The organism is Paenibacillus sp. RC84 (assembly GCF_041260495.1).
Lineage (GTDB): Bacteria > Bacillota > Bacilli > Paenibacillales > NBRC-103111 > Paenibacillus_F.
Window position 1 is genome coordinate 72,002 of record NZ_JBGBYL010000008.1, and the last position, 20,635, is coordinate 92,636.

The following is a 20,635-nucleotide window of genomic DNA, read 5'->3' on the forward strand; positions in this document are numbered from 1 at the left end:
ACTCGCTTATCTTTGATAATTTACAAAAAAATGGAATCCGTGATAAGATAAATGAAGCGAAATTAAAGCGCTTTAATTTTGCGGATGCACCGCTTTACCCATCTGATCACATGAGGAGAGGAAGCGAAATGCGGAAGTATCGAGCTTTTCCCGGAAAAAGAATGACGCGTTCCATCAGTCTGTTCGTCGTATTCCTGCTGCTGGCGCTCGACTTGGCCGGAGCCGTTTCGGCAAGCGGTACGGCGGGAGCGGGCAATGGCGCACGGACGGAAGCGGCGGCGATTAAAGAAACGCTGGCGCAGTGGATTTTCAAGGACAAAGGCAGTAACGGTGTATTTCCCGCCACGGGCGGCGTGTTCCAATCGGCTTCTTCGATCCGCGACATAGGCACCAATACCGACCAGTACACATACGAATCCGGCGAAAACAGCGTCCGCAATCAGGGCTGGCACGACGGCAGCGGCAAGAAATACTGGCTCGCGGCACTTTCCACCAAAGGGTATGAGAACATTACCCTATCATCGCAGCAAACTTCCTCAAGCACGGGTCCGCGTGACTTCAAAGTTCAATTCAGCACCGATCAGCAGACGTGGACGGACATTCCGAACGGGAAGCTGGTCCTTGCCCAAAATAATTTCAGCTGTCCGAACAATACCTGCAAATTAACGAACCTCTCTTTGCCGCAAGGGACCGGCGATCAGGATGTGCTCTACATCCGCTGGGTCGTAAGCTCGACCGCCAGTGTAAGCGGCGGCACGGTATCCAGCTCGGGTTCCAGCCGGATCAAAGATGTGCTCGTGACCGGCGAACGCGGCAGCGGCGAACCCGGGGAACAGCCGACGACGGCTGTAAGCAGAACTCCCGCTCCGGGAGCGGCCGACGCGGCTGTGAACACCGAAATCAGCGTGACCTTCAACAAAGCCGTGGTGCAGGACAACGCGTATAAAGCGGCGATCACGGACAGCGGCGGCGCTTCGCTTTCCGGCGTCTCGTCGGCGGTGAGCGGCAGTGTCCTCAAAATCAGCCATCCCGATCTGGCGGCCGGAAAAACTTACAAGGTCACCGTTCCCAAGGGACTCGTAAAAGGAGCCCAGGATGGCGCAGCCCCGTCCGCCGACATTACGTGGAGCTTCACGACGAGGATGCCGGACTCCGGCATCAAATCGCCGTCTTTGCTGAACATGACGTTCAACGGCGACCCGAAAACAAGCATCTCGTTCGACTGGTATACGGCCGAAACGGTGAAGGGCACGGTTGTCCAGGTGGTGGAAGCATCCAAAGCCCCGGGCGGCACGTTCCCGGCTGACTTGGCGCAGAGCTACACGGGCAGTGTCACCGTCATCGACACGCTGATGACCGCGGGCGACAGAAGCTCGAAGAAATACAAGAAATTCGCCAGTCACAAAGCGACTGCAAGCGGGCTTAAGCCGGGTACGAAGTACGTCTACAGGGCCGGCAACGGGGATGCGGACGGCTGGAGCGAGACCGGATCTTTTACGACGGACCGGGCCGACAATCAGGACTTTCACTTCCTGTACGTGACCGACACGCAGGGCTCCAGCAAATCCAACTTCGAGCTGTGGCAGGATACGTTCAAGAGAGCCATCGAGAAGACGGTAGATCCCAAATTCGTCCTGCTGACGGGAGATTTGACGGATGACGGGGATCTGGAGCAGCTGTGGCAGTGGTTCCTGGGGGTTCCGAAAAAAGAATTCGCCAACGTGCCGTTCGCCCCGATTATCGGCAATCACGAGGTGGAGGACTACCCGAACAACAATTTTTACAACCACTTCAATTTGCCCAAAGATGTCGGGACAGGCGCCCATGACGGATCGGTGTATGCGTTTGAATACGGCGATGCGCTCTTTATGCAGATCAATTCCCAGTACGAAGGGGAGGTTTCCCCGTACAAGGCCGATCCCCAATTTACGAAGCAGCTGGAATGGATGAGGAATCAGGTGGCCAAATCGGATAAAAAATGGAAGTTCGTTTCCATGCACAAAGGTCCTTATTCCTCGGGAGACAACGCGTCGGCGGAGGACGACCGGGTGAAATTTTACCGCAAGTATCTCATTCCGGTATTCGACGAGCTGGGCGTGGACATGGTTTTCGAAGGGCATGACCATATGTACATGAGATCCTATCAGATGCTGAATAACGTTCCCATCAAAAACGTCATTATCGACGAGCAGGGCAACGTCGTGAATCCGAAAGGCACCGTGTACCTGATGGGCAACTCCGCCGCTTCGAAGTTCTACGAATTGAACCCGAACGCGGATACGTTCTTCGCCGCCAAGAACGAGCAGCCGAACAAGAAGATGTTCGTGGATGTGTCGATCACCGGCGATGTGCTCAAATTCACGTCTTATACGGCCGTAAAAGACAAACCCGTCGCTGTTTATGAGTCCTACAGCATCAAGCGGACGGACGGCAAGCCCGCCAAGGTGGAAAATGCGGGCGCCGTCAAACAGTCGGGCAAGGCGGTTATTTCCTGGAAAGCTCCCGCCGGCACATCCGAGCCGGTTAGAGGCTACCGCATTTACGAGAAGAACGGCAGGGCGGGCATCAACTGGAGCGCCTACGTTCCGGCCGTCAGCGGGCAGACCGCCTACAGCTATACGTTGAGCGGCACCGACTCCGCGCAAACCTATGAGTTTGTCGTTAAAGCCGTCGGGGGAAGAAATAATTCCGAACCGGTCGAAATCAGCACGGCAGGCGGCACGAAGTGACCTGGCATGGAGAAAAATAGAAATCGGCGGCTTGACATCCTTCCCGGCCGATTCTATAATTTCTACCCATACAGGCATTGACCAAAGACACGATTCCCTTCACGGGCTGCCCAGAGAGAGAAGCGCATGCTGAAAGCTTCTCCTGCCGACGGATGCGGAATTACCCCTTTGCAGCCGTGGCATCGAACCCGCATAAGATCCGAGCGGCAGTAGATGACACCGGATCATCTCCGTTACCGGATGCCAAATGAGGATTCTGCGCGCTTCGCGGCAGATCAAATGAGGGTGGAACCACGAGCTGAACGCACTCGTCCCTTTGTGGATGAGCTGCGTTTTTTTGCGTTCAACAAAAAACACTCGTGGAGGGATAGACGATGAATATTCAAGTAACCTTGCCAGACGGATCGGTCCGGGAGTACTCCAGAGGGACAACGATTGAAGAGGTGGCCCAGTCCATCAGTCCGGGACTTCGTAAGAACGCGTTCGGCGGCAAACTAAACGGCAAACCGGTCGATCTGAACACGTCCATCGAGCGAGACAGCGCGGCCGAGATTATCACGCCGGATAGCGCCGAGGGGCTGAACATTTACCGGCACAGCACGGCGCACCTCATGGCGCAGGCCATCAAGCGGATTTACGGCGGCAAAGCCGTGAAGCTGGGCATCGGCCCGGTTATCGAGGACGGGTTCTATTACGACCTGGATCTCGAAAAGCCCTTGTCGACCGAAGATCTCGCCGCCATCGAGAAGGAGATGGAGAAAATCGCGGGTGAAAACCTGCCGATCATCCGCCGGGTCGTAAGCCGGGAGGAGGCTCTCCGCATTTTCGGCGACATGGAAGATCCCCTGAAGCTGGAGCTGATCCGCGACCTTCCGGAGGATGCGGAAATTTCCGTCTACGAACAGGGAGAATTTCTCGACCTGTGCAGGGGACCGCATCTGCCTTCGACGGGGCGGATCAAAGCGTTCAAGCTGCTGAACGTGGCAGGCGCTTACTGGCGTGGGGATTCTGCCAACAAGATGCTCCAGCGCATCTACGGCACGGCTTTCCCGAAAAAAGCGGAGCTTGACGAGCATCTGCATCTGCTGGAGGAGGCCAAGAAACGCGACCACCGCAAGCTGGGCAAGGAACTTGGCCTGTTCATGTTCTCCGAAGAAGCTCCCGGCATGCCGTTCTACCTGCCCAAAGGGATGACGATCCGCACAGAGCTGGAAAGCTTCGCACGCGGACTGCAGCGGCAGCGGGAATATGACGAAGTGCGTACGCCGTTCATGATGAACAGACGCCTCTGGGAGCAGTCGGGCCACTGGGACCATTACAAGGACAACATGTATTTTACCGATGTGGACGATACGAGTTTTGCGCTGAAGCCCATGAACTGTCCGGGCCATATGCTGATTTATAAAAACAGCCTGCATTCCTACCGGGAACTTCCGATCCGCCTTGCCGAGTACGGGCAGGTGCACCGGCACGAGATGTCGGGCGCGCTGAACGGCATGATGCGCGTGCGCACGTTCTGTCAGGACGATGCGCATCTGTTCGTCCGCCCCGATCAGATCGAAGAAGAAATCGGCCGGGTGATCGAACTGATCGACCATATTTACGGCGTCTTCGGCTTCGAGTACAAAATCGAGCTGTCCACGCGCCCCGAAGACTCCATGGGCTCTCAGGAGCTGTGGGATCAGGCGGAAGCTTCCCTGAAAAACGTGCTCGATAACCGGGGCATCGAATACCGGGTCAACGAAGGCGACGGCGCGTTCTACGGGCCGAAAATCGACTTCCATATTCTCGATGCGCTCAAGCGCAGCTGGCAGTGCGGCACGATCCAGCTCGATTTTCAAATGCCGGAGAAATTCGACCTCACGTACATCGGCGAGGACAGCCTGAAACACCGGCCGGTCGTTATCCACCGGGCCGTGTACGGTTCGGTCGACCGCTTCATCGGGATCATCACCGAGCATTACAGCGGCGCTTTCCCGCTCTGGCTGGCGCCGGTACAGGTGAAGCTTCTGCCGGTGTCCGACCATTACGCCGATTACGCCATGCTCGTGAAGAAATCGCTGGACGAAGCGGGCATCCGCGCGGAAGCCGATCTGAGAAACGAGAAATTGGGCTACAAGATCCGTGAAGCGCAGCTGGAAAAAGTGCCGTACATGTTCGTCCTCGGCGAAAACGAAAAAAATACGGGCACGGCAGCCGTCCGCAAGCGCGGAGAAGGGGACTTGGGCCCGCAATCGATTGAGGAGATTTGCGGGCGGATTCTCGAAGAAATCCGCAGTAAAGCTTAGCAGCCCGGGAGAAAGTAGGAGCGCGGAAGGCAGGCTTCCTGTTCTCGGGAAGATTTCAAGCGAAATCCGGCCGTGCTCTCCATGTAAGCTCGCCGGAAGGTGAAAGGATGAAATGCGATGACGGAGCGTATTCCGTGCAAAAGCGCGGATTGCCGGGCGACGATTCTTCCCCGGACAGCCGAGAAGACGGGCGGTTACTGTATGCCCTGCGTACAAAACCGGCAGCGGCTGGAGCGGGAGGAGTTCATCCGCCGGAACCGCAGGGATGTGAATCTCTACGAGGGGATAACGGACCCCGTGGAGATTTTGAAAATCATGTGCGAGCCGAGGGTTCCGGACCCTCTCACCCGCTATACGGCGTACGAGAAAACGGCCGAGGAGCTGTATGCCTCTTTGTCCGCATCGGATGCGGAGAGGATGAAAGCTTACGCGGCGGCGCTGCTATCGGAAGATGAGCCGGATATCGCGGAAGACATTTTGTTATCGCTGGCATGTTTCACGGGAATACCGGTGCACGATTGTCTGCCCGCGCTTATTCGGAAGGAATGTTACCATCCGGGTATTCTCTACAAGCAGGCTCCCGCCGCTATCCGGGACTTTCTGCTGGACCAAGTGGAAAAAGATGCGGAGAACCGCAATTTCCTGCTTCTCGCGTTGGCGTGGATCGGGGATGAGGCGGTGGCGGCCCGCTTTAACCAATGGAGGGAAACTCCGCCTGTCTGGGCCGAAGAACTGTATGTTCCTCCACATCAGTACTCGCTTGAGGCAGGATGGACGCTGAACGGGGAAGGTTCGAGAAGCGACTTGTTTTACAGGGAGTGCCGGACGTTTGAAAAAGGCATGCCCTCCGGCGGCGAGCCTGTATCGCTTTTCGGAGAGACCGAAGAGTTTTGCAGAGGCTGCGGCGGCGAAATGACTGTTTTGTTCGATCTGGACCTCAGACATCCTTCGCTTCAGTTCCTAGGTATGGAAGGCGAGAGATTGAAGATTGCGACCTGTTTGAGCTGCACCTGCTATGGCTTTCTTTTTACGGATATAGACGGTAACGGAGGGAGCAGATGGAGCCGGTACAATGCCGCCCCCGCCGCTGCGCCGGTGCCGGAAGAGGACGGGCCGTTGGAGGCCGGAGGGCGGCCCGCCCTGCGGTTCTCCGGCAAGGAGCGGGGAACGTACTACGCCGCCGTCTGGACGCAGGAGCCGGCGGTGGCTTCGCAGGTGGGGGGCCATCCCACGTGGATTCAGGACGCGGAGTACCCGGATTGTCCCGGGTGCTCGGGGAAAATGACCTTCCTGGCCCAATTTTCCTGGGAGGATGCGGATGATTACGGCGAAGGAATTACCTATGCGTTCGTATGCAAGGAATGCCAAGTCGCCGCAACCCACTTTCAGCAGACGTAAGTCTCGTGATCATTCTGCTGCGGCAGGCTCGGTCTTGTCACGCGGTTACGCCGGTGACAGTCTTGATCGCGTGCCGGCGAGTAGTATTAACCGCAGTGCCGATGAGGCATGCGGCAGATTCAATCAAAAAAGGCGCTCCCGTAAAATCGGGAGGCGCCTTTTCTCTTTTTAACCGTGTGATGCTTGAGGGGGTGGCGGCGGACCGGCAAAGACCGGTCAAGTTACGTTTGCGACGCTTCGGGTGATGACCTCGACCAGCTCTGCCTTGTGGGCTTCATAAGCTTCCCGGGACAAGCTTCCACCGGCGAGACGGTCATCCAGCTGCGCGGACAATTGCGCCGTTTGCAGGGCAATGACATCCTGCACATCACGCGAATGGCCGGCCGCTACCTCAGCGAGAGACTGCCCGTTATACAAAGCGTCGTAAATCTCTTCGTCGGAAGTGACGCCCAGGGCCTGATGCAGTTCGTCCTGGACGGGCACGGCTGCGGTTTGTGTGGCTGCGGTTTTCACTTTATCGAATGCGGCCGGGTTATCCGGGATCATAATTTGTACTTCCGCAGTGCTTTCTTCATTCCAAAATCCCGCACCGATTGTGATGGCAAAAGCGACAGTGCCTGCGATTAAAATATGTTTGGGTCTCATGTGTATTTCCTCTTTTCTGTAAACGAATAGGTGGGATCAGACGAGCAACGGTATCTATAAGCGTAAGTAGGCAGATAAGCGAATGGAGTAATTCGTATGTAAGTTGAAAGGACGTCTTCTAAGTCTTATACGAAGCACACGGGTTTCCGTTGCGCGGCCGGAATTATTACCCGGCAAATTTCCTTCTAAAACGGTTTAAGGCAAACGTTTGATCCGCTGTCCTGAACCCATTGTACCCGGCACTTCTTAAAACGGGATTAAATCAACCTGAATCTGCTCTGAAATCTGAGGGAGAGACTGCAAAGCAAAAACGGTATAGAGCAATCGGGAAAGTAAATTCGAGAACGGGAGTGAAGTGCGGATAGAAGAGCGAGGCGAAGGACGGGCCGAAGAGTGACACAGGGAGCAGGAGAAGCAAGAGCAGAAGCAAGAGCAGAAGCAAGGCCACACAAAAACCCCTCCGGATATGACCCGGAGGGGTTAGGCGGCGCAGCGGCCTTGGCGCACAGCAGGCCGGGAAGAGCTGAAACAAGCATCGTTTCAGCCAAGCCGGCATGCTATTCCGCATCCAGCAGCTTAAGCTCCTGCGCGGTAACGAGCGCTTGGGTACGGGAGGAAACGCCCAGTTTCTCGTACAAGCGGGAGAGGTAGACCTTGACCGTACCCTCGGAAAGCGTCAACTGCTCCGCCATCTGCTTGTTGGAAGCGCCCCGGCGGATAAGGCGGAGCAGACTGATCTCGCTGCGGCTCAGTTCCTCCACGAGCGCCGGGGCTGCAGTTTTGCGCTGGGGGGAGGCGGGCATGAACAGGCTAAGCAGCTTCAATACGTAATCGTGCATCCCGCCTCCCTGTCCTGCCGCTTCCCGGGCCAAGCGGTATTGTCTGGCATAAGCGCGCAGCAGGGTTTCCATGGCTTTGCCTTCATCGAGGAAGCTCCGGATGTAGCCGTTCCGGGCACCCAGCTCCAGCGCTTCGTGAAGATGGCGCAGAGCCGCCGTACGCTGTCCCCGCTGATTTTCCAGGAGCGCCTGCAGAATGCCGATTTCGATGATGCCGGACAGAAGCTGCTCCCGCTCGCACTGGGGTTTAAGCAGCTCCAGCAGGCGCAGCGCCTCTTTCTCCTTGCGCTGGCTGCCGAGCGCGCGCGCCAGCGTCACGTATTCGAACTCCTGCCGAAAACCGGGCTTGTCCTTCCTGGACAAACCGAGCTGCGGCAGAGCTTTTTTCACGTCTGCGGAGCGGTCTTCTTTAAGGTACAGACGGATTCTGGCCGCCTGCAAAAGCTGCTGCCAACGGCTGTCTTCCAGCCCGGAAGCTGCCTCGAAAGCTTCGTCCACAGCGGCATGGGCCAGCTCGAAGCGCCCCTCCGCCGCATCCAGCATGGCCTGCGTCAGATGCATCGGCACATACAAGCCGGGCAGCTCCCTGGCTGGGGCGGAACGGGAGACCAGGACCGCCAATCTGCGGCTGTCCTCCAGCCGGTTCCACTCGTAGTAGCCCTCGCTGAGCGACTGCATGACGTACAGATAAATGTAGGAACCGTGCCATCCCCTGGCTTCCAGCAGACTGGTAAACAAGGCGCCGATCCTTTCCGTATCGGGCGAGAGTGCGCCCTTGAGGCCGAGCGGTGTCCGTCTGACCAGCGGTTCGGTCCGGTTGTAGTTAAACGTGTAAAAAGCCGGATCGGCCGGTAAAATCTCATGCAGCAGAGTCCCGATATGAGTGAACCATTTATCGAAGATGCCGGTCATAAACATCAGATTCGAACGCACGAAGAGCAGCCCGCTCTGGAGTTCTTTCCGTTCTTCCGGCTCCATGGAAGCGTCCAGCGACGACTCTACCCGGTCAAGCAGCTGCTCGGCCTGCTCCGCATGACCCGTCATGAGCAGGACGAAAGCATGGTGCAAAGACAACGCGGGCGGTACGGCATAATCCGGAGGAAAGCTGCGGAACCAGCGCAGGAGGTTGCCCAGTTCTCCGCTTTCCAATACGGCCGGCATGTGGGTTCTCAGGCAGCTTTCCAGCAGAGGATAATCTTCGCCGGCTATGGCGTATTCCACCGCTTCATTCATAAATCCGCGCGAAATGCAGCCTGCACTTGCCAGCCGGTTCAGCCGCCGCCATTCCTTCGACTGCTTGCGTTTAAGCAGCTCCTGCAGAAATCCGGCAAACAGATGATGGTACCGGAACCAGGCGCCGCGCTCGTCCAGGGGCACCAGGAAGAGGTTTGATTTTTTAGCCCGCTCGAGCAGTACCCGGGAGTCGGCGCTTTCCGTGACCGCATCGCACAGATCGGCATCCATCTCTTGAAGAACGGACGTTTTCAGCACGAAGGAATAGAGGTCCGGCGGCAATTTCGAGGCAACTTCTTCGAATAAATAATCCGAGATAACCCGGTGGTCTCCGCGGAATTCCTCGAGGAAACGGGCCGCGTCCGCCCCGGATTGAAGAGACAGCAGCGCCAACTGCAGGCCGGTTACCCAGCCTTCCGTCTGTGCGGCGAGGCGCCGGATCTGTTCATCCGTCAAAGGATGATTGTGGATATCCCGGTAAAATGCCGCGGTTTCATCGGCCGTAAATTGGAGAGTGGCCGTGTGCAGTTCGTTTTGTTCCTGCTTGGCGGTCCACTTTACAGTCGAAAAAGGAAGCTCGCTGCGGCTTGCGATCAGCACGTGAAGCGCAGGCGGCAGGTATTCGATAAAATAAGCCAGGCTGTCGTGAATCCGCGCGTCCCCGATCAGGTGGTAGTCGTCGAGAACAAGCACCGTTTTTCCGGGAAGCTCATAAAGCTCGTTTAAAAGCGCATCCAGAAAAGTGGACGAGGAAATATCCTGCAGCGATAGAGTAAGCACCGCAAGCCGCTGTCCGGCCGGGTCTCCGGCCTTATCGGCCAGGGAGTGGATGAGCGTGCGCCAGAAGCGGATAAAATCGTTATCTCTGGCATCCAGGGACAGCCAGGCGCAGGTTTGCCCGCTGCTGTGGGCCCACTGAGTAAGCAGGGTCGTTTTGCCGAATCCGGCGGGGGCGCACACAAGCGTAAGCCGTCCGTTTATTCCCCGGGATAAAGAATCGGTCAGCCGCTCGCGGGCAACCAGATTCGCCTTTGGAAGAGGCGCGGCTATTTTGGTTTTTAAAATGACGGGGGCATCGGAAGCCGTATCGGTCATAAGTCCTCCAGAAGCGGCAGACAGCCGCGGTCGTTTCCAATCTGTTTTGTATCATTATATAAAAAAACAAGCTCCAAGTTAACTTAAGTTAATGGATAATTTCATTAGCTCTTAGTAAACTTGCCGCGAGTTTTCGTGCCGGATGGAGGCAGCGGGCTCACCAAGCTATAGTGAAGGGAGAGCAAACTATTGTGCAGGCGAAGCCGGGCGGGAAATATAACGGAGGACAGCCCTCCTCCTTCTCTAACGCTGTATGGGATGTTCATGTAAACCTGCCGCAGCAAGCGAAAAACGCATCCGTGAGCGTAGCCGGGGGATATGGTCCGGCTGCTCCAAATAAGGGAAGCATCTATTGAACTGGATACCTGGGCCGGAAGTTTCCGCATACCCGCCGGTCAAATCGGTATTGGCGCAGCCGCGGGACAGTTCGGTCCGGGAGTCCGGCTGTCGGAGATGACTGTTTCGTTCGAGATTAGCATGGGCCGAAAAGAACGGGAAGCCTTGTTGACCGGGGAGGCGGGTTCAGGACGATACCGCCTTCTTTCGGAGTCCGTCGAATTTGCCGTGATCGTTTCCTATGGGGATAAGAAAAGGAAACTGGAGAACCTGCCGGATATAGAGCTGGCCCTGCCGCTGCCGGACGCGCTGCCAGACGGTCTGGAACCGGACAGGGTTATAAACGTGCTTGTGCTGGACAGAAAAGGTTCCGTCCGGCTGCTTCCCGCACACCGGGTAAACCGGAAAGGACGAATGATGGCCGCTGCAAACGGAGCGGGCGACGGTATTTTCGTACTGGCGGTTAAGCGCGGGGAACGTTGAACGATCTGGCAAGTGGGGAGGGAGAGGCAAGTCATTCAAGAAGCGCAAGCAATGCAAGCAGTGCTAGCGGTACAAGCGGTACAAGCGGTACAAGCAATACTAACGGTACAAGCAATGAACAGTACAAGCAGTGCCGTCAAAACATGTGTTCGCGGAGAAACTTCAGCGACTGGGGGAATTTAGACAAGAGGCGAGCGCCTGTACATGTTTGTGCCGAACGTAACGTTAGGAACGGAAAAAAGCGCCCGCCCGCTAAAGGGGTGGCGCTTTTTTTGTATAGGCAGCACAATACCGCATATCCCGCCGCCCCAAGGAAAACTCCGGTATCGACGGGGAGGCGATAAAGTGCGCGTCAGATGTAATTGAGGCCGGAGGTCGACGGAAACGGGACAGGGAACAGACCTGTCAGCGCCTCTCGCCATTGTGCCGGTGTACCTTCGGGAAGGACCGGCGCCGCATTCGCGTCCGCTTCCTCTCCCGGCAGTGAGAACGGACCGTCGAACAGAAGCGCGATCCACGCGTCCGCATCCAGTTCCAGGTCGTTCAGCCCCGGATAGGACAGCCGGATGCCGCGTTCAGCCGCGCCGGAGCTGCCTTCCAGCAGGGGAGCTTTTTCCGGCTGAAGAGCAGCCAAGTACGGCTTCAGCCGGTGGAAAAGGCGAGCCGCATCGGGCACATAGACGGTGCCCAGAATCCGCTCGTCCGCGTACGGAGCGTGCTTCTGCAGCAGAGCGGCCAGTCCGGCATCGTGCCGGGAAGCGAGCACGTCCAGCTTCTCCGGGGCCGCGGTCTCCAGCGCATGCGCGAGCAGAGCGGCTGCGGCCGAAGGCTCGCCCGCCCACTCGATGGCGAACGGCGTCATCTTCGGCCGGAGGCTTCCCGGAAGCGCGGCGACCAGGAACGCGGTTGGGACGCCTCCGCGTTCCGCAACGTAGACGCGGTGCCCGAGCTTCACGCATCTCGCGTAAGCCTGCGCGTCAATGAGCATGGCCAGGTCCCACTGGCTCTGCTCGAAGGCGACTTCGCGGGAAGCGGCCAGCTTGGCGAGAGCGGGCAGGTCGCTGTGCGTCCACTCCCGGCAGAGGAGCGGTCCGGCCGCATCCGTGCCGCGGGAAGCGCCGGCGCCGACCTGCGCGGCAGCACGGGCAGAGGCACCCGCACCTGCACCCGTAAGCGAGGCCGTGCTGCCCTCGCTTACGCCGGCTTGCGGAGCCTCAGCGGCCGCTTCCCGCAGCGCCGGGGCCATTTCCGGCGTAAGCGTGTAGCGCCGGATCGTCCCAAACTCGCGGCAGCCTGCGCGCGTGTACAGGCTTCTCGTGCCGGACACGAGGATCAGGTCGCCGTCCGATGCGGCGACTTGATCCTTCACGGCATCGAGCAGCTTGCCGGCAACCCCGTGGCCCCGTGCTTCCGGGGCCGTGCAGACCGCGCCGACGGAGAACACGTTCAGCTGCGAGGAGCCGATCCGGACGGCGGATGGGAGAAGTCCCATAAAAGCCGTCATGCGGCTGTCTTCTCCATAAGCTCCGAACGAGGAGGAAGTGACGGCGGAGAACAAATAAGGGAAGCCGGCGGCCATCGATACCTGCTCGCCGTCCCGGAAGATCGAGTCGGCAAGCGCCGCGGCTTCGGTCATTTCATCAGGTTTCACTAAGCGGACATTCATGTGCATGCAACCTTTCGCTGAGAAATAAACGCTTATGAGGCACTTTCGGACGATTCAACCGCCATGCGGACTTTGCCGCCGGTTTCCTGTAATCTGCGTGAAGCTTCTTCATAGGACATTTTAGCCAGAATCATGACGATGGCGGTTTTGACGTGACCTTGCGATTCCGCATAAGCCCGGGAAATTTCTTCGCTGTCCGAGCCCGTTGCCATCGCAATGAGGCGTTTGGCGCGTTCGACTAGTTTGTAATTGGAAGGCTGAACGTCCACCATCAGATTATCATACACTTTGCCTAGACGTACCATCGAGGCCGTTGTGAGCATGTTCAGTACCATTTTCTGGGCGGTGCCCGCTTTCATGCGGGTCGACCCGAGGACGACTTCCGGACCGACAACAGGCTCAATGGCCAGATCGGCGATGGCTGCCATCGGGGTGCCGTGGTTATTGCACAAGGCGATGACTTTTGCCCCTTGTTCGCGGGCGCGCTTCATGGCGCCGATCACATAGGGCGTTCTGCCGCTTGCCGCGATGCCGACAACGACATCCTTGGAGCTGACGCCGCAGGCATCCGCATCGTCGCGTCCGAGCTGCTCGCTGTCTTCCGCTCCCTCGACGGCTTTCAAAATCGCATCGGGTCCTCCGGCAATGATTCCTTGAATCAGCTTGGGATCGGTTCCGTAAGTAGGCGGGCATTCGGATGCGTCAAGAATTCCGAGCCTGCCGCTTGTTCCCGCCCCGAAGTAAAAGAGCCTGCCGCCCGCGGAAAGCCGCTGCGTGATCCAATCAACCGCTTCGGCCACGGCCGGAAGCACCTGCCGGACCGCTTCCGCGACGGTTAAATCCTCCTGGTTGATCAGCGTGACGATATCCAAAGCAGATCTCTGGTCCAGTTGGCGGGTCCGGGGATTTTGCTGCTCGGTCGTGAGACTGTGTATATTTTCTTTCATAAGGTACCTCCGGTAGTTAAAAAGGGATATAAAGGCGGTCGCAACGCGGCATACTTAACGGCCGCTTACTTCACCCCTTGGGAGGCCGCAAGCTCCCTGGCGTAATCGGCGGCACCTGCAGATGAGCGGCGGCCGGACAAGACGACGTCCGATAAATCGTCTTCCTGCGATACGTTCACCCGGAAAGTATCGTAGAAGAGCGGACAATGCGCGAAAATCGACCCGGCCGCGCCAATTTTCAGACGGCCAAGCTCGGGGTGGCGGTTCCGGAGCGCTACGACGAGGTCGGCGAGATCTTCGGCTGAGCGCACGATGATTTGGCGGGCGAGCATATCTCCCGCCGCCGCTGCACGGACAGCGAGTTCCGCGTGCTCGGCAATCTGCGCCTTCTGCACGCCGGGCCGATAAACGATTCCGCGCAGCTCCGCCGCGTCCCGGATGCCGTGTTTTTGAAGGACGGCTTCTGTAAGCAAGGTCGCGGGAAGTACGCTGTCGTAGCTTTTCATGACGGTTTGAAGAACGGAGAGCCCGATGTCGTAGCCGCTGCCTTGATCGCCGAGCAGATGCCCCCAGCCTCCGGCACGGTACTTGTTCCCTTCGGAATCGAAGGCGTAAATGATGGAACCGGTGCCTGCAATGGCGATGATGCCTTTGCTGGAGCCAAGGGCGGCTTTCAGCGCAATTTCGGCGTCGTTTTTAATCAGAAGAGATACACCCTCGTAAGCACTTCCCGTAAGCGTTTGGGTCAAATACCGCTCCATTGTGCTCCGTTCCTCGGCGGTGTCTACTCCGGCAAGGCCGGCGCAAACGGCCAGGCATCTGCGTCCCGGCATAGCATCTTTGACCGTGGCGAGAAGCCGGCCGAGTTCCGTCGAAGCGGTTGCGAAAGTAACGGCGTGAGGATTTCCCGGGCCGCCCGTCCAAGTGCCGAGCTCTGCGCCGCTCAAGTCGATTGCGAGGGCTTCGGTTTTGGTGCCGCCGCCGTCAAGGCCGATGACATAATCCATGGGAGTCACCTTTTCTTCCGTTATTTTTGTAGAAACTGAAAGAATGCCAGCATGATGTATAAAACTCAGCCCGATTGCCTGCCTCGGTCAGAGCCGGGCGGGTTCGGGATATTCGCTGTTGAGAACGGCTATAAGGCTAACATAATAAAGAAGTTCCAGGCCGTCAAAGAAAAGTATGGCGTGGAAACTAGAGGAAAAAAAGGGGAATGCAGTTGAAGTCCCTGACAATAGTATAGCGGAAGCACAGGAAGATTGTAAAATAAAAGTTTATATTTTTTAAAAATTTCTGAAATAAAATTTTGATCGAAAAGAGGGCGGCAGGTCATTTTCCGAAGGCCCCAAATCATCCGCTTAACAAAGGGATGTTTCTTTAAAACGTACAGGAAACAAAATTTTATACTGTAAAAAATAATTGAAATAAAATTTCGTAAACGGTATAATGACACATAGAAAGCGGTTACAGTTAATTGGAAAAAGAAGACCCGATTTTATTATCCAACAGGGGAGGGAACCTCATGCAAGGGAAGGTGAAAACGGGAGCCGACCGGTTTCCGGAAATGGCGCCCGCGCTGCTCAAGGGCCGTAAATTCGGACTGCTGACGAACCCGACGGGGATCAACCGCGACTTTCAGTCCACCATTAAGGTTTGCGCTTCATTGGAAGAAGCGGAGCTCGGCGCTTTGTTCGCTTGCGAGCACGGTATCCGGGGGGAGCGCCAGGCAGGCGTCCGGTTCGAGGATGAAATCGACCCGGAGCTCGGGATTCCGGTTTACAGCTTGTACGGCAAGCATAAAAAACCGACGGCCGAGATGCTTTCGGGGCTTCAGGCGATGGTTTTCGACATTCAGGATCTCGGCGTCCGGTTTTACACGTATCTCAGCACGCTGATCTATACGCTCGAAGCCTGCGCCGAAGCCGGTGTCCGCGTGATTGTGCTGGACCGTCCCAATCCGCTGGGCGGACTTGAGTGGGAAGGCGGCCTGCTGGACGAAAGCCTGCTGTCGATGGTAGGCGCGTGGAGAATGCCCGCCCGTACCGGCATGACCATCGGCGAATTCGCTCTGCTGGCGGCCGATCAGATGGAGACGCCCTGCGAACTGTATGTCGTCAAGCTGGAAGGCTGGGAGCGGAAAATGGAATATTCCGATACCGGACTGCCGTGGCTTCCGCCGTCCCCGAACATGCCGACTATGGATACGGTCCGGATTTACGCGGGACATTGTCTGTTCGAAGGAACGAACCTATCGGAAGGACGCGGTACGACCAAACCTTTCGAGCAGGTGGGAGCGCCCTGGCTGAAGGCGGAGGAAACCTGCCGTGAGCTGAATGCTTTGAATCTTCCCGGAGTCCGGTTCCACCCGGTCACGTTCACGCCGACCTTCTCGAAACATGCCGGTCAGCTGTGCAACGGTGTGATGACGTTCGTTACGGACCCTAGCGTGTACAAATCGGCCGTTACAGGCCTTCACTTGTTGAGTACGATCCAGAAGCTTCATCCCGATGAATTCGAATGGCTGGCGCCTTTCAAGGAAGGTCAGTCCACCTTCATCGACCTGCTGAGCGGCAGCGACCGGATTCGCCTGACCCTGCACGAGCCCGGCGCTCTGGAAGCGATTATCGCTTCTTGGGAACGCGACGGGAAGGAATGGGCCGGCATTCGCAGCAAGTATCTGCTCTATGGACCGGAAGCGGCAGCGGGGGCTTCCGCCACGGAGGCCCGTGGCAATGGGGTATGAGGCGGCCGCTTCCGGGGCTTCGGCACTGGGCCTTTCGCCGGAAGGGGTAATCGCCGCCTGCCGGGCTGTTGACCGCGAGATCGCGGCAGGCGTTACTCCCGGAGCGGTGCTGGCCGTCGTACGCGGAGACGAGGAACTCGTATACGCGGCGGGGGTTGCCGAGCCGGACGGTCACGGTCCGGCGCCGGTACATGCGGGCACCCTATATGACTGTGCCTCGCTCACCAAGGTGACCGTAACGCTGCCGCTGGTGCTCGGGCTCATTGACGAGGGCAGGCTGACCCTGGATACACCGGCGGCTTCCCTGCTGCCTGAGTTTGCAAGCGGAGGCAAAGAAGAAGTCACGGTAGGCCAGCTTCTGACGCATACGTCGGGACTGCCGCCGCTCGTCAATCTGTACTCGTCTCATCTGACGCGGGAAGAAAAGTGGCAGACGGTGTACCGCACTCCGCTGCAGGCCAAACCCGGCACGCGGATGGCATACAGCGACGTCGGCTACATGACCCTCGGGCGCATAGCCGAGGAGATGCTGGGCGTGCCGCTGAACGAGGCGGCGCGCGACAAAATCTTCGGGCCGCTGGGCATGGACAGCGCCCTGTTCTGCCCGCCTGCCGGGCGGGCGGCGGACATAGCGCCGACGGAGTACGACGCCTCCGCAGGAGTCCGCCTGCACGGCGTCGTCCACGACGAGAACGCCCGCGCCCTCTGCGGCGTAAGCGGCCACGCCGGGCTGTTCGCGGCGGCCGGCGACCTGGTCCGCTATGCCCGCATGTGGCTGGGCTGCGGGCTCGTCCCCGCCCCGGCCGCCGGTGCGCGTCATGACGCGGCGGGAGCGGAAACGCCCCGGCCGCGTCTCCTCTCGCGGGCGGCGGCCCTTGCCTCCGTGCGCAGCTTCACGGAGAGCATCCCCGGCGCCAGCCGCGGGCTCGGCTGGGCGCTCAAGGGCGACCCGCTGGATGCCTCGGGCGACTGGATGGGACCGCGCAGCTTCGGCCATACGGGCTTCACGGGCACCAGCCTGTGGCTGGACCCCGAACGGGATCTGGCCGTCGTGCTGCTGACGAACCGGGTCTACTACGGACGGGGCAAAACGGTGAAGGCGCTTCGCGCTTGCGTGCATAACGCGCTTGCGGCAGCGGTCGTGACGAATCAAAGATTTTGATTGGACGGTAAACCGAGTAATCCAACCCAAAGGAGCGATTTCACATGACAGAGCAAAAGCATCATATTTTGGCGATCGGCGGTCACGCCGGCGACTTGGATCTGACGGCGGGCGCCGTTATCGCGAAATATACGCAGGCCGGCCATAAAGCCACCTTCCTGCATCTGACGCCGGGAGAGAAAGGGCATCCCCGCCTGACTCCGGAAGAATATGCGAAGCAGAAAATCGAAGAAGCCCATAAATTCGCCGATATCGTCGGAGCCGACGTCAAGTTTCTGGCTTACAAAGACGCCGAGCTTCCCGTCGACGAAGAAGTGAAATACCAGGTCGCCGATGTGATCCGCGAGGTGAAACCGGATATCATTCTTACCCACTGGAAAGGCAGCATTCATAAAGACCACGCGAATACGCATTATATTGTCAATGACGCGCGTTTTTACGCCGGATTGAAGACGATCGAGCGCGAGCTTCCGTCCCACTATGCGAACCATCTGTATTACGCGGATAACTGGGAAGATCCGTACGATTTCAACCCTGAAATTTTTATTGACATTCCCGATGAAGCATACGAGACTTGGGTTAAAGCGATGAATGTGTATGCCTACGCACGCGGTGAAACTTACGGATTTCCGTTCATCGAATACTATAAAGCGTTGACGATCGTGCGCGGCGCACCGGCTAACTTCAAGCGGGCTCAAGCGTTCGCGGTACCGACGGGCGCGCTTTCGAAACGCGTACAATTTTTCTAAAGCGCGGCACGCAGGCAAAGGAGAGGAATTATGAACGGAGGATTAGTCAGGCTGCGCGAGATTCTGGACGATATCACGCCATCGGAACGCAAGGTGGCGGAATTTGTGCTCAGTCATCCGCATCGAATGCTGGAAATGTCCGTAGCGCAATTAGCGGCCGAAAGCGGCGGCAGCCAGGCGGCGATTATCCGTTTGTGCAAGTCGATGGGCGTGAAAGGCTACCCGGAGCTGAAGCTCAAAGTAGCCGGTGACTTGAACCAGAGCGAGGAAAGATACGAGTACCGGGAAATTCGTCCGAACGATTCCATCGACCGGATTATCCACACGGTATCGGCCAATAATATTCAGTCCATTCGCGATACGGTGACTATTCTGGATGCGGATACGGTGAGAAAAGCGGTCGAGGCCCTCAGCCGGGCGAACCGGACGTACTTCTACGGCCTCGGCGCTTCGAATCTGATCGCTCAGGATGCCCAGCATAAGTTTTTGCGGATCAACAAGACCAGCTATTCGTTTACCGATCCGCATCTTGAGCTGACTTCCGCCGTGATGCTGAACGAGGACGATGTGGCGGTCGGCATTTCTTATTCCGGCGAAACGGATCATGTCATCGAATGTTTGAAAGAAGCGCGTCTATGCGGGGCAAAAACGATTTCCATCACGAAATACGGCAACAATTCGGTCAGCTCGCATGCGGATTATCCGCTGTATACCTCCTCCACGGAGAACGAAATCCGCAGCGGAGCCATGTCATCACGGATGACGCAGCTGAATGTCATTGATATTTTGTATCTGGGCGTAGCCAGCCGGGAGTACGACAAATCCGTGGGCTATCTGGAAAAAAGCCGCGAGATCATCCGGCGCATGACCGGCCGCTGAATGTCGGCGCCTGCGTCTGCATTTGCGTGGTCTCGCGAGTGCGGCTGCAAGCGGCCGGAGGGCGGGTCGCCCGTCATACGGCGCGGTACCCCGGCGCCGGTGCCTTGCGAGGTGCGCATAGCACGGAAGAATGCCGGCGGGCCGCCGCAAAAATCCCCTTGAGGGCCGATGAAAGCTTCATGCTTCCCCGGTCCCTAAGGGGATTTTATTTTTGCCTCAAAGCGGCAGGCGCTTGACGCTCTCCCGTTTTACCAGCTCCGTATTCAGGACGATATGGTGGCTTACATTCCGGCCTTCCAGCAAATCGACCAGGAGCTGCGCGGCCTGATAGCCGGACTCGTACTTGTGCTGGTTGACGGTCGTAAGGGATGGCGAGGTGTACGCGGTCAGATCGATATTGTCGAAGCCGATGATCGAAATATCGTCAGGCACACGCCGTCCCAGTCCTTTGACCGCCTGCACGGCGCCGAGCGCCATAAGGTCGCTGGAGCAGAATACGGCGGTTGTTTCCGGATGCAGCGACAGCAGCCTGTACATCGCTTCTTTGCCGCCGGATTCGGAGAAAGAGCCGTCCAGGACGCGGGTAGGATCGAACGGAATGCCGCTGTTATTCAGCGCATCCGTGTAGCCTTTCAACCGCTGGATGCTGACGTCCGCCTGGGCGTGGCCGTTGATCATGCCGATGCGGCTGTGGCCGTTCTCGATCAGATGCTTTACGGCGGTATAGGCGCCTTTGATGTTGTCCGAGGTAACATAGCCGACATTCGGGCCCTGGAGCGGAATATCGATCAGAACGCACGGGATGTCCGAGGAAACGATCTCCTCCAAATAGGGATCGTCCAGCCGGATGCCCATAATAATGACGCCGTCGACGCCCCGTTCCTGGCACAAGTTCTTGTAGGATTTGATTTTCTGCTTCTGGGGAGTCGTGCTGAACAGCACAAGATCGTAATCCAGCTCTCCGGCCCTGTCGTTCATTCCGCAGAGCACTTCGAAGGCGATATTATCTTTGGAACTAGCGCGTGTGACGTTGGAAAGCAGAAGGCCGAGCGTCTTGGTTTTCTTGGATACGAGGGAGCGGGCCGCCATATTGGGGCTGTAGCCGAGCTGGTCGGCGAAACGCTTGATCTTCTTGCGTGTCTCTTCGTTTACATCGTCATAGCCGTTTAACGCGCGAGATACGGTGGTGACGGAAACCTGCGCGGCTTTGGCAATATCTTTGATAGTGACCAATGGTTGTTCTCCTTTTATTCAGAAACGTTTTGGGCGTTATCGAACGACTGGTTATAACCGGTGTCTAAAATTGGGGTTGTAAATGCTTACACGTTCGCTTATAATGCAATTATAGTTCATCCGAAACGTTTTGGAAAGGGCTGATTGGGAAAAAGAGGCTTCGGTCTCGTATTTTTTTGCTCGTTATCCGAAACGCTTCGGATAAATGAA

General features: G+C 57.5%; 14 protein-coding genes. 8 read left to right on the forward strand and 6 right to left on the reverse strand.

What is annotated here, in order from left to right:
* The first annotated feature begins 128 nt into the window (after positions 1-128).
* The 3 genes from ABH899_RS18545 (at position 129) to ABH899_RS18555 (ending at position 6,415) form a co-directional block, all read left to right on the forward strand.
* Complete coding sequence (locus ABH899_RS18545) at positions 129-2,729, forward strand: metallophosphoesterase (protein ID WP_369999191.1); 2,601 nt, start codon at positions 129-131, stop codon at positions 2,727-2,729.
* A gap of 374 nt (positions 2,730-3,103) precedes the next feature.
* Positions 3,104-5,017, forward strand: coding sequence for a threonine--tRNA ligase (gene thrS / locus ABH899_RS18550; protein WP_369999193.1), 1,914 nt, complete (start codon positions 3,104-3,106; stop codon positions 5,015-5,017).
* Positions 5,018-5,134: 117 nt separating this feature from the next.
* A complete protein-coding gene (locus ABH899_RS18555) occupies positions 5,135-6,415 on the forward strand; it encodes a DUF1963 domain-containing protein (protein ID WP_369999196.1) in 1,281 nt (426 codons plus the stop codon).
* Positions 6,416-6,631: 216 nt separating this feature from the next.
* On the opposite strand, the gene ABH899_RS18560 is transcribed toward ABH899_RS18555, so the two are convergent.
* Positions 6,632-7,060 (reverse strand): hypothetical protein, encoded by a 429-nt coding sequence (locus ABH899_RS18560; protein ID WP_369999198.1) that lies wholly within the window; start codon positions 7,058-7,060, stop codon positions 6,632-6,634.
* Positions 7,061-7,617: 557 nt separating this feature from the next.
* Positions 7,618-10,227 carry a winged helix-turn-helix domain-containing protein gene (locus tag ABH899_RS18565; RefSeq protein ID WP_369999201.1) on the reverse strand — a complete coding sequence of 870 codons (2,610 nt, stop codon included), beginning with the start codon at positions 10,225-10,227 and terminating at the stop codon, positions 7,618-7,620.
* A gap of 318 nt (positions 10,228-10,545) precedes the next feature.
* Between ABH899_RS18565 and ABH899_RS18570 the strand changes: the two genes are divergently transcribed.
* Entirely contained in the window at positions 10,546-11,046 is a 501-nt protein-coding gene (locus tag ABH899_RS18570; protein ID WP_369999203.1) for a hypothetical protein, read from the forward strand.
* Between the two features lie 352 nt (positions 11,047-11,398).
* Here ABH899_RS18570 and ABH899_RS18575 read toward each other — a convergent pair whose 3' ends face one another.
* The 3 genes from ABH899_RS18575 to ABH899_RS18585 all read right to left on the reverse strand — a co-directional run bounded on the left by ABH899_RS18575 (position 11,399) and on the right by ABH899_RS18585 (position 14,666).
* Complete coding sequence (locus ABH899_RS18575) at positions 11,399-12,712, reverse strand: GNAT family N-acetyltransferase (protein WP_369999206.1); 1,314 nt, start codon at positions 12,710-12,712, stop codon at positions 11,399-11,401.
* A gap of 32 nt (positions 12,713-12,744) precedes the next feature.
* The gene (gene murQ, locus ABH899_RS18580) at positions 12,745-13,659 is read right to left on the reverse strand and encodes an N-acetylmuramic acid 6-phosphate etherase (protein ID WP_369999209.1); all 915 of its coding nucleotides are present in this window, start codon (positions 13,657-13,659) and stop codon (positions 12,745-12,747) included.
* A 65-nt stretch (positions 13,660-13,724) separates the two neighbouring features.
* Entirely contained in the window at positions 13,725-14,666 is a 942-nt protein-coding gene (locus ABH899_RS18585; protein WP_369999212.1) for an N-acetylglucosamine kinase, read from the reverse strand.
* A 515-nt stretch (positions 14,667-15,181) separates the two neighbouring features.
* On the opposite strand from ABH899_RS18585, the gene ABH899_RS18590 reads away from it, so the two are divergent.
* Genes ABH899_RS18590 through ABH899_RS18605 form a run of 4 tightly spaced genes read left to right on the forward strand, consistent with a single transcriptional unit; the run spans position 15,182 to position 19,192 of the window.
* Entirely contained in the window at positions 15,182-16,402 is a 1,221-nt protein-coding gene (locus ABH899_RS18590) for an exo-beta-N-acetylmuramidase NamZ family protein (protein ID WP_369999214.1), read from the forward strand.
* A complete protein-coding gene (locus ABH899_RS18595; protein WP_369999216.1) occupies positions 16,392-17,564 on the forward strand; it encodes a serine hydrolase domain-containing protein in 1,173 nt (390 codons plus the stop codon). Before ABH899_RS18590 ends, ABH899_RS18595 begins: the two co-directional genes overlap by 11 nt.
* Positions 17,565-17,608: 44 nt before the next feature.
* A complete protein-coding gene (locus tag ABH899_RS18600; RefSeq protein ID WP_009675323.1) occupies positions 17,609-18,313 on the forward strand; it encodes a PIG-L deacetylase family protein in 705 nt (234 codons plus the stop codon).
* A 30-nt stretch (positions 18,314-18,343) separates the two neighbouring features.
* Positions 18,344-19,192 carry a MurR/RpiR family transcriptional regulator gene (locus ABH899_RS18605; protein WP_369999218.1) on the forward strand — a complete coding sequence of 283 codons (849 nt, stop codon included), beginning with the start codon at positions 18,344-18,346 and terminating at the stop codon, positions 19,190-19,192.
* A 216-nt stretch (positions 19,193-19,408) separates the two neighbouring features.
* Here ABH899_RS18605 and ABH899_RS18610 read toward each other — a convergent pair whose 3' ends face one another.
* Positions 19,409-20,425 (reverse strand): LacI family DNA-binding transcriptional regulator, encoded by a 1,017-nt coding sequence (locus ABH899_RS18610; protein ID WP_369999221.1) that lies wholly within the window; start codon positions 20,423-20,425, stop codon positions 19,409-19,411.
* Positions 20,426-20,635 lie beyond the last annotated feature (210 nt).

Excerpts from the sequence above, each read along its gene's own strand:
- ABH899_RS18590 (WP_369999214.1), top strand. The coding sequence starts at position 15,182 with ATGCAAGGGAAGGTGAAAACGGGAGCCGACCGGTTTCCGGAAATGGCG.
- thrS (WP_369999193.1), top strand. The coding sequence starts at position 3,104 with ATGAATATTCAAGTAACCTTGCCAGACGGATCGGTCCGGGAGTACTCC.
- ABH899_RS18570 (WP_369999203.1), top strand. The coding sequence starts at position 10,546 with ATGGTCCGGCTGCTCCAAATAAGGGAAGCATCTATTGAACTGGATACC.
- ABH899_RS18600 (WP_009675323.1), top strand. The coding sequence starts at position 17,609 with ATGACAGAGCAAAAGCATCATATTTTGGCGATCGGCGGTCACGCCGGC.
- ABH899_RS18585 (WP_369999212.1), bottom strand. The coding sequence starts at position 14,666 with ATGGATTATGTCATCGGCCTTGACGGCGGCGGCACCAAAACCGAAGCC.
- ABH899_RS18565 (WP_369999201.1), bottom strand. The coding sequence starts at position 10,227 with ATGACCGATACGGCTTCCGATGCCCCCGTCATTTTAAAAACCAAAATA.
- ABH899_RS18595 (WP_369999216.1), top strand. The coding sequence starts at position 16,392 with ATGGGGTATGAGGCGGCCGCTTCCGGGGCTTCGGCACTGGGCCTTTCG.
- ABH899_RS18560 (WP_369999198.1), bottom strand. The coding sequence starts at position 7,060 with ATGAGACCCAAACATATTTTAATCGCAGGCACTGTCGCTTTTGCCATC.
- ABH899_RS18605 (WP_369999218.1), top strand. The coding sequence starts at position 18,344 with ATGAACGGAGGATTAGTCAGGCTGCGCGAGATTCTGGACGATATCACG.
- ABH899_RS18575 (WP_369999206.1), bottom strand. The coding sequence starts at position 12,712 with ATGAATGTCCGCTTAGTGAAACCTGATGAAATGACCGAAGCCGCGGCG.
- ABH899_RS18545 (WP_369999191.1), top strand. The coding sequence starts at position 129 with ATGCGGAAGTATCGAGCTTTTCCCGGAAAAAGAATGACGCGTTCCATC.
- murQ (WP_369999209.1), bottom strand. The coding sequence starts at position 13,659 with ATGAAAGAAAATATACACAGTCTCACGACCGAGCAGCAAAATCCCCGG.
- ABH899_RS18555 (WP_369999196.1), top strand. The coding sequence starts at position 5,135 with ATGACGGAGCGTATTCCGTGCAAAAGCGCGGATTGCCGGGCGACGATT.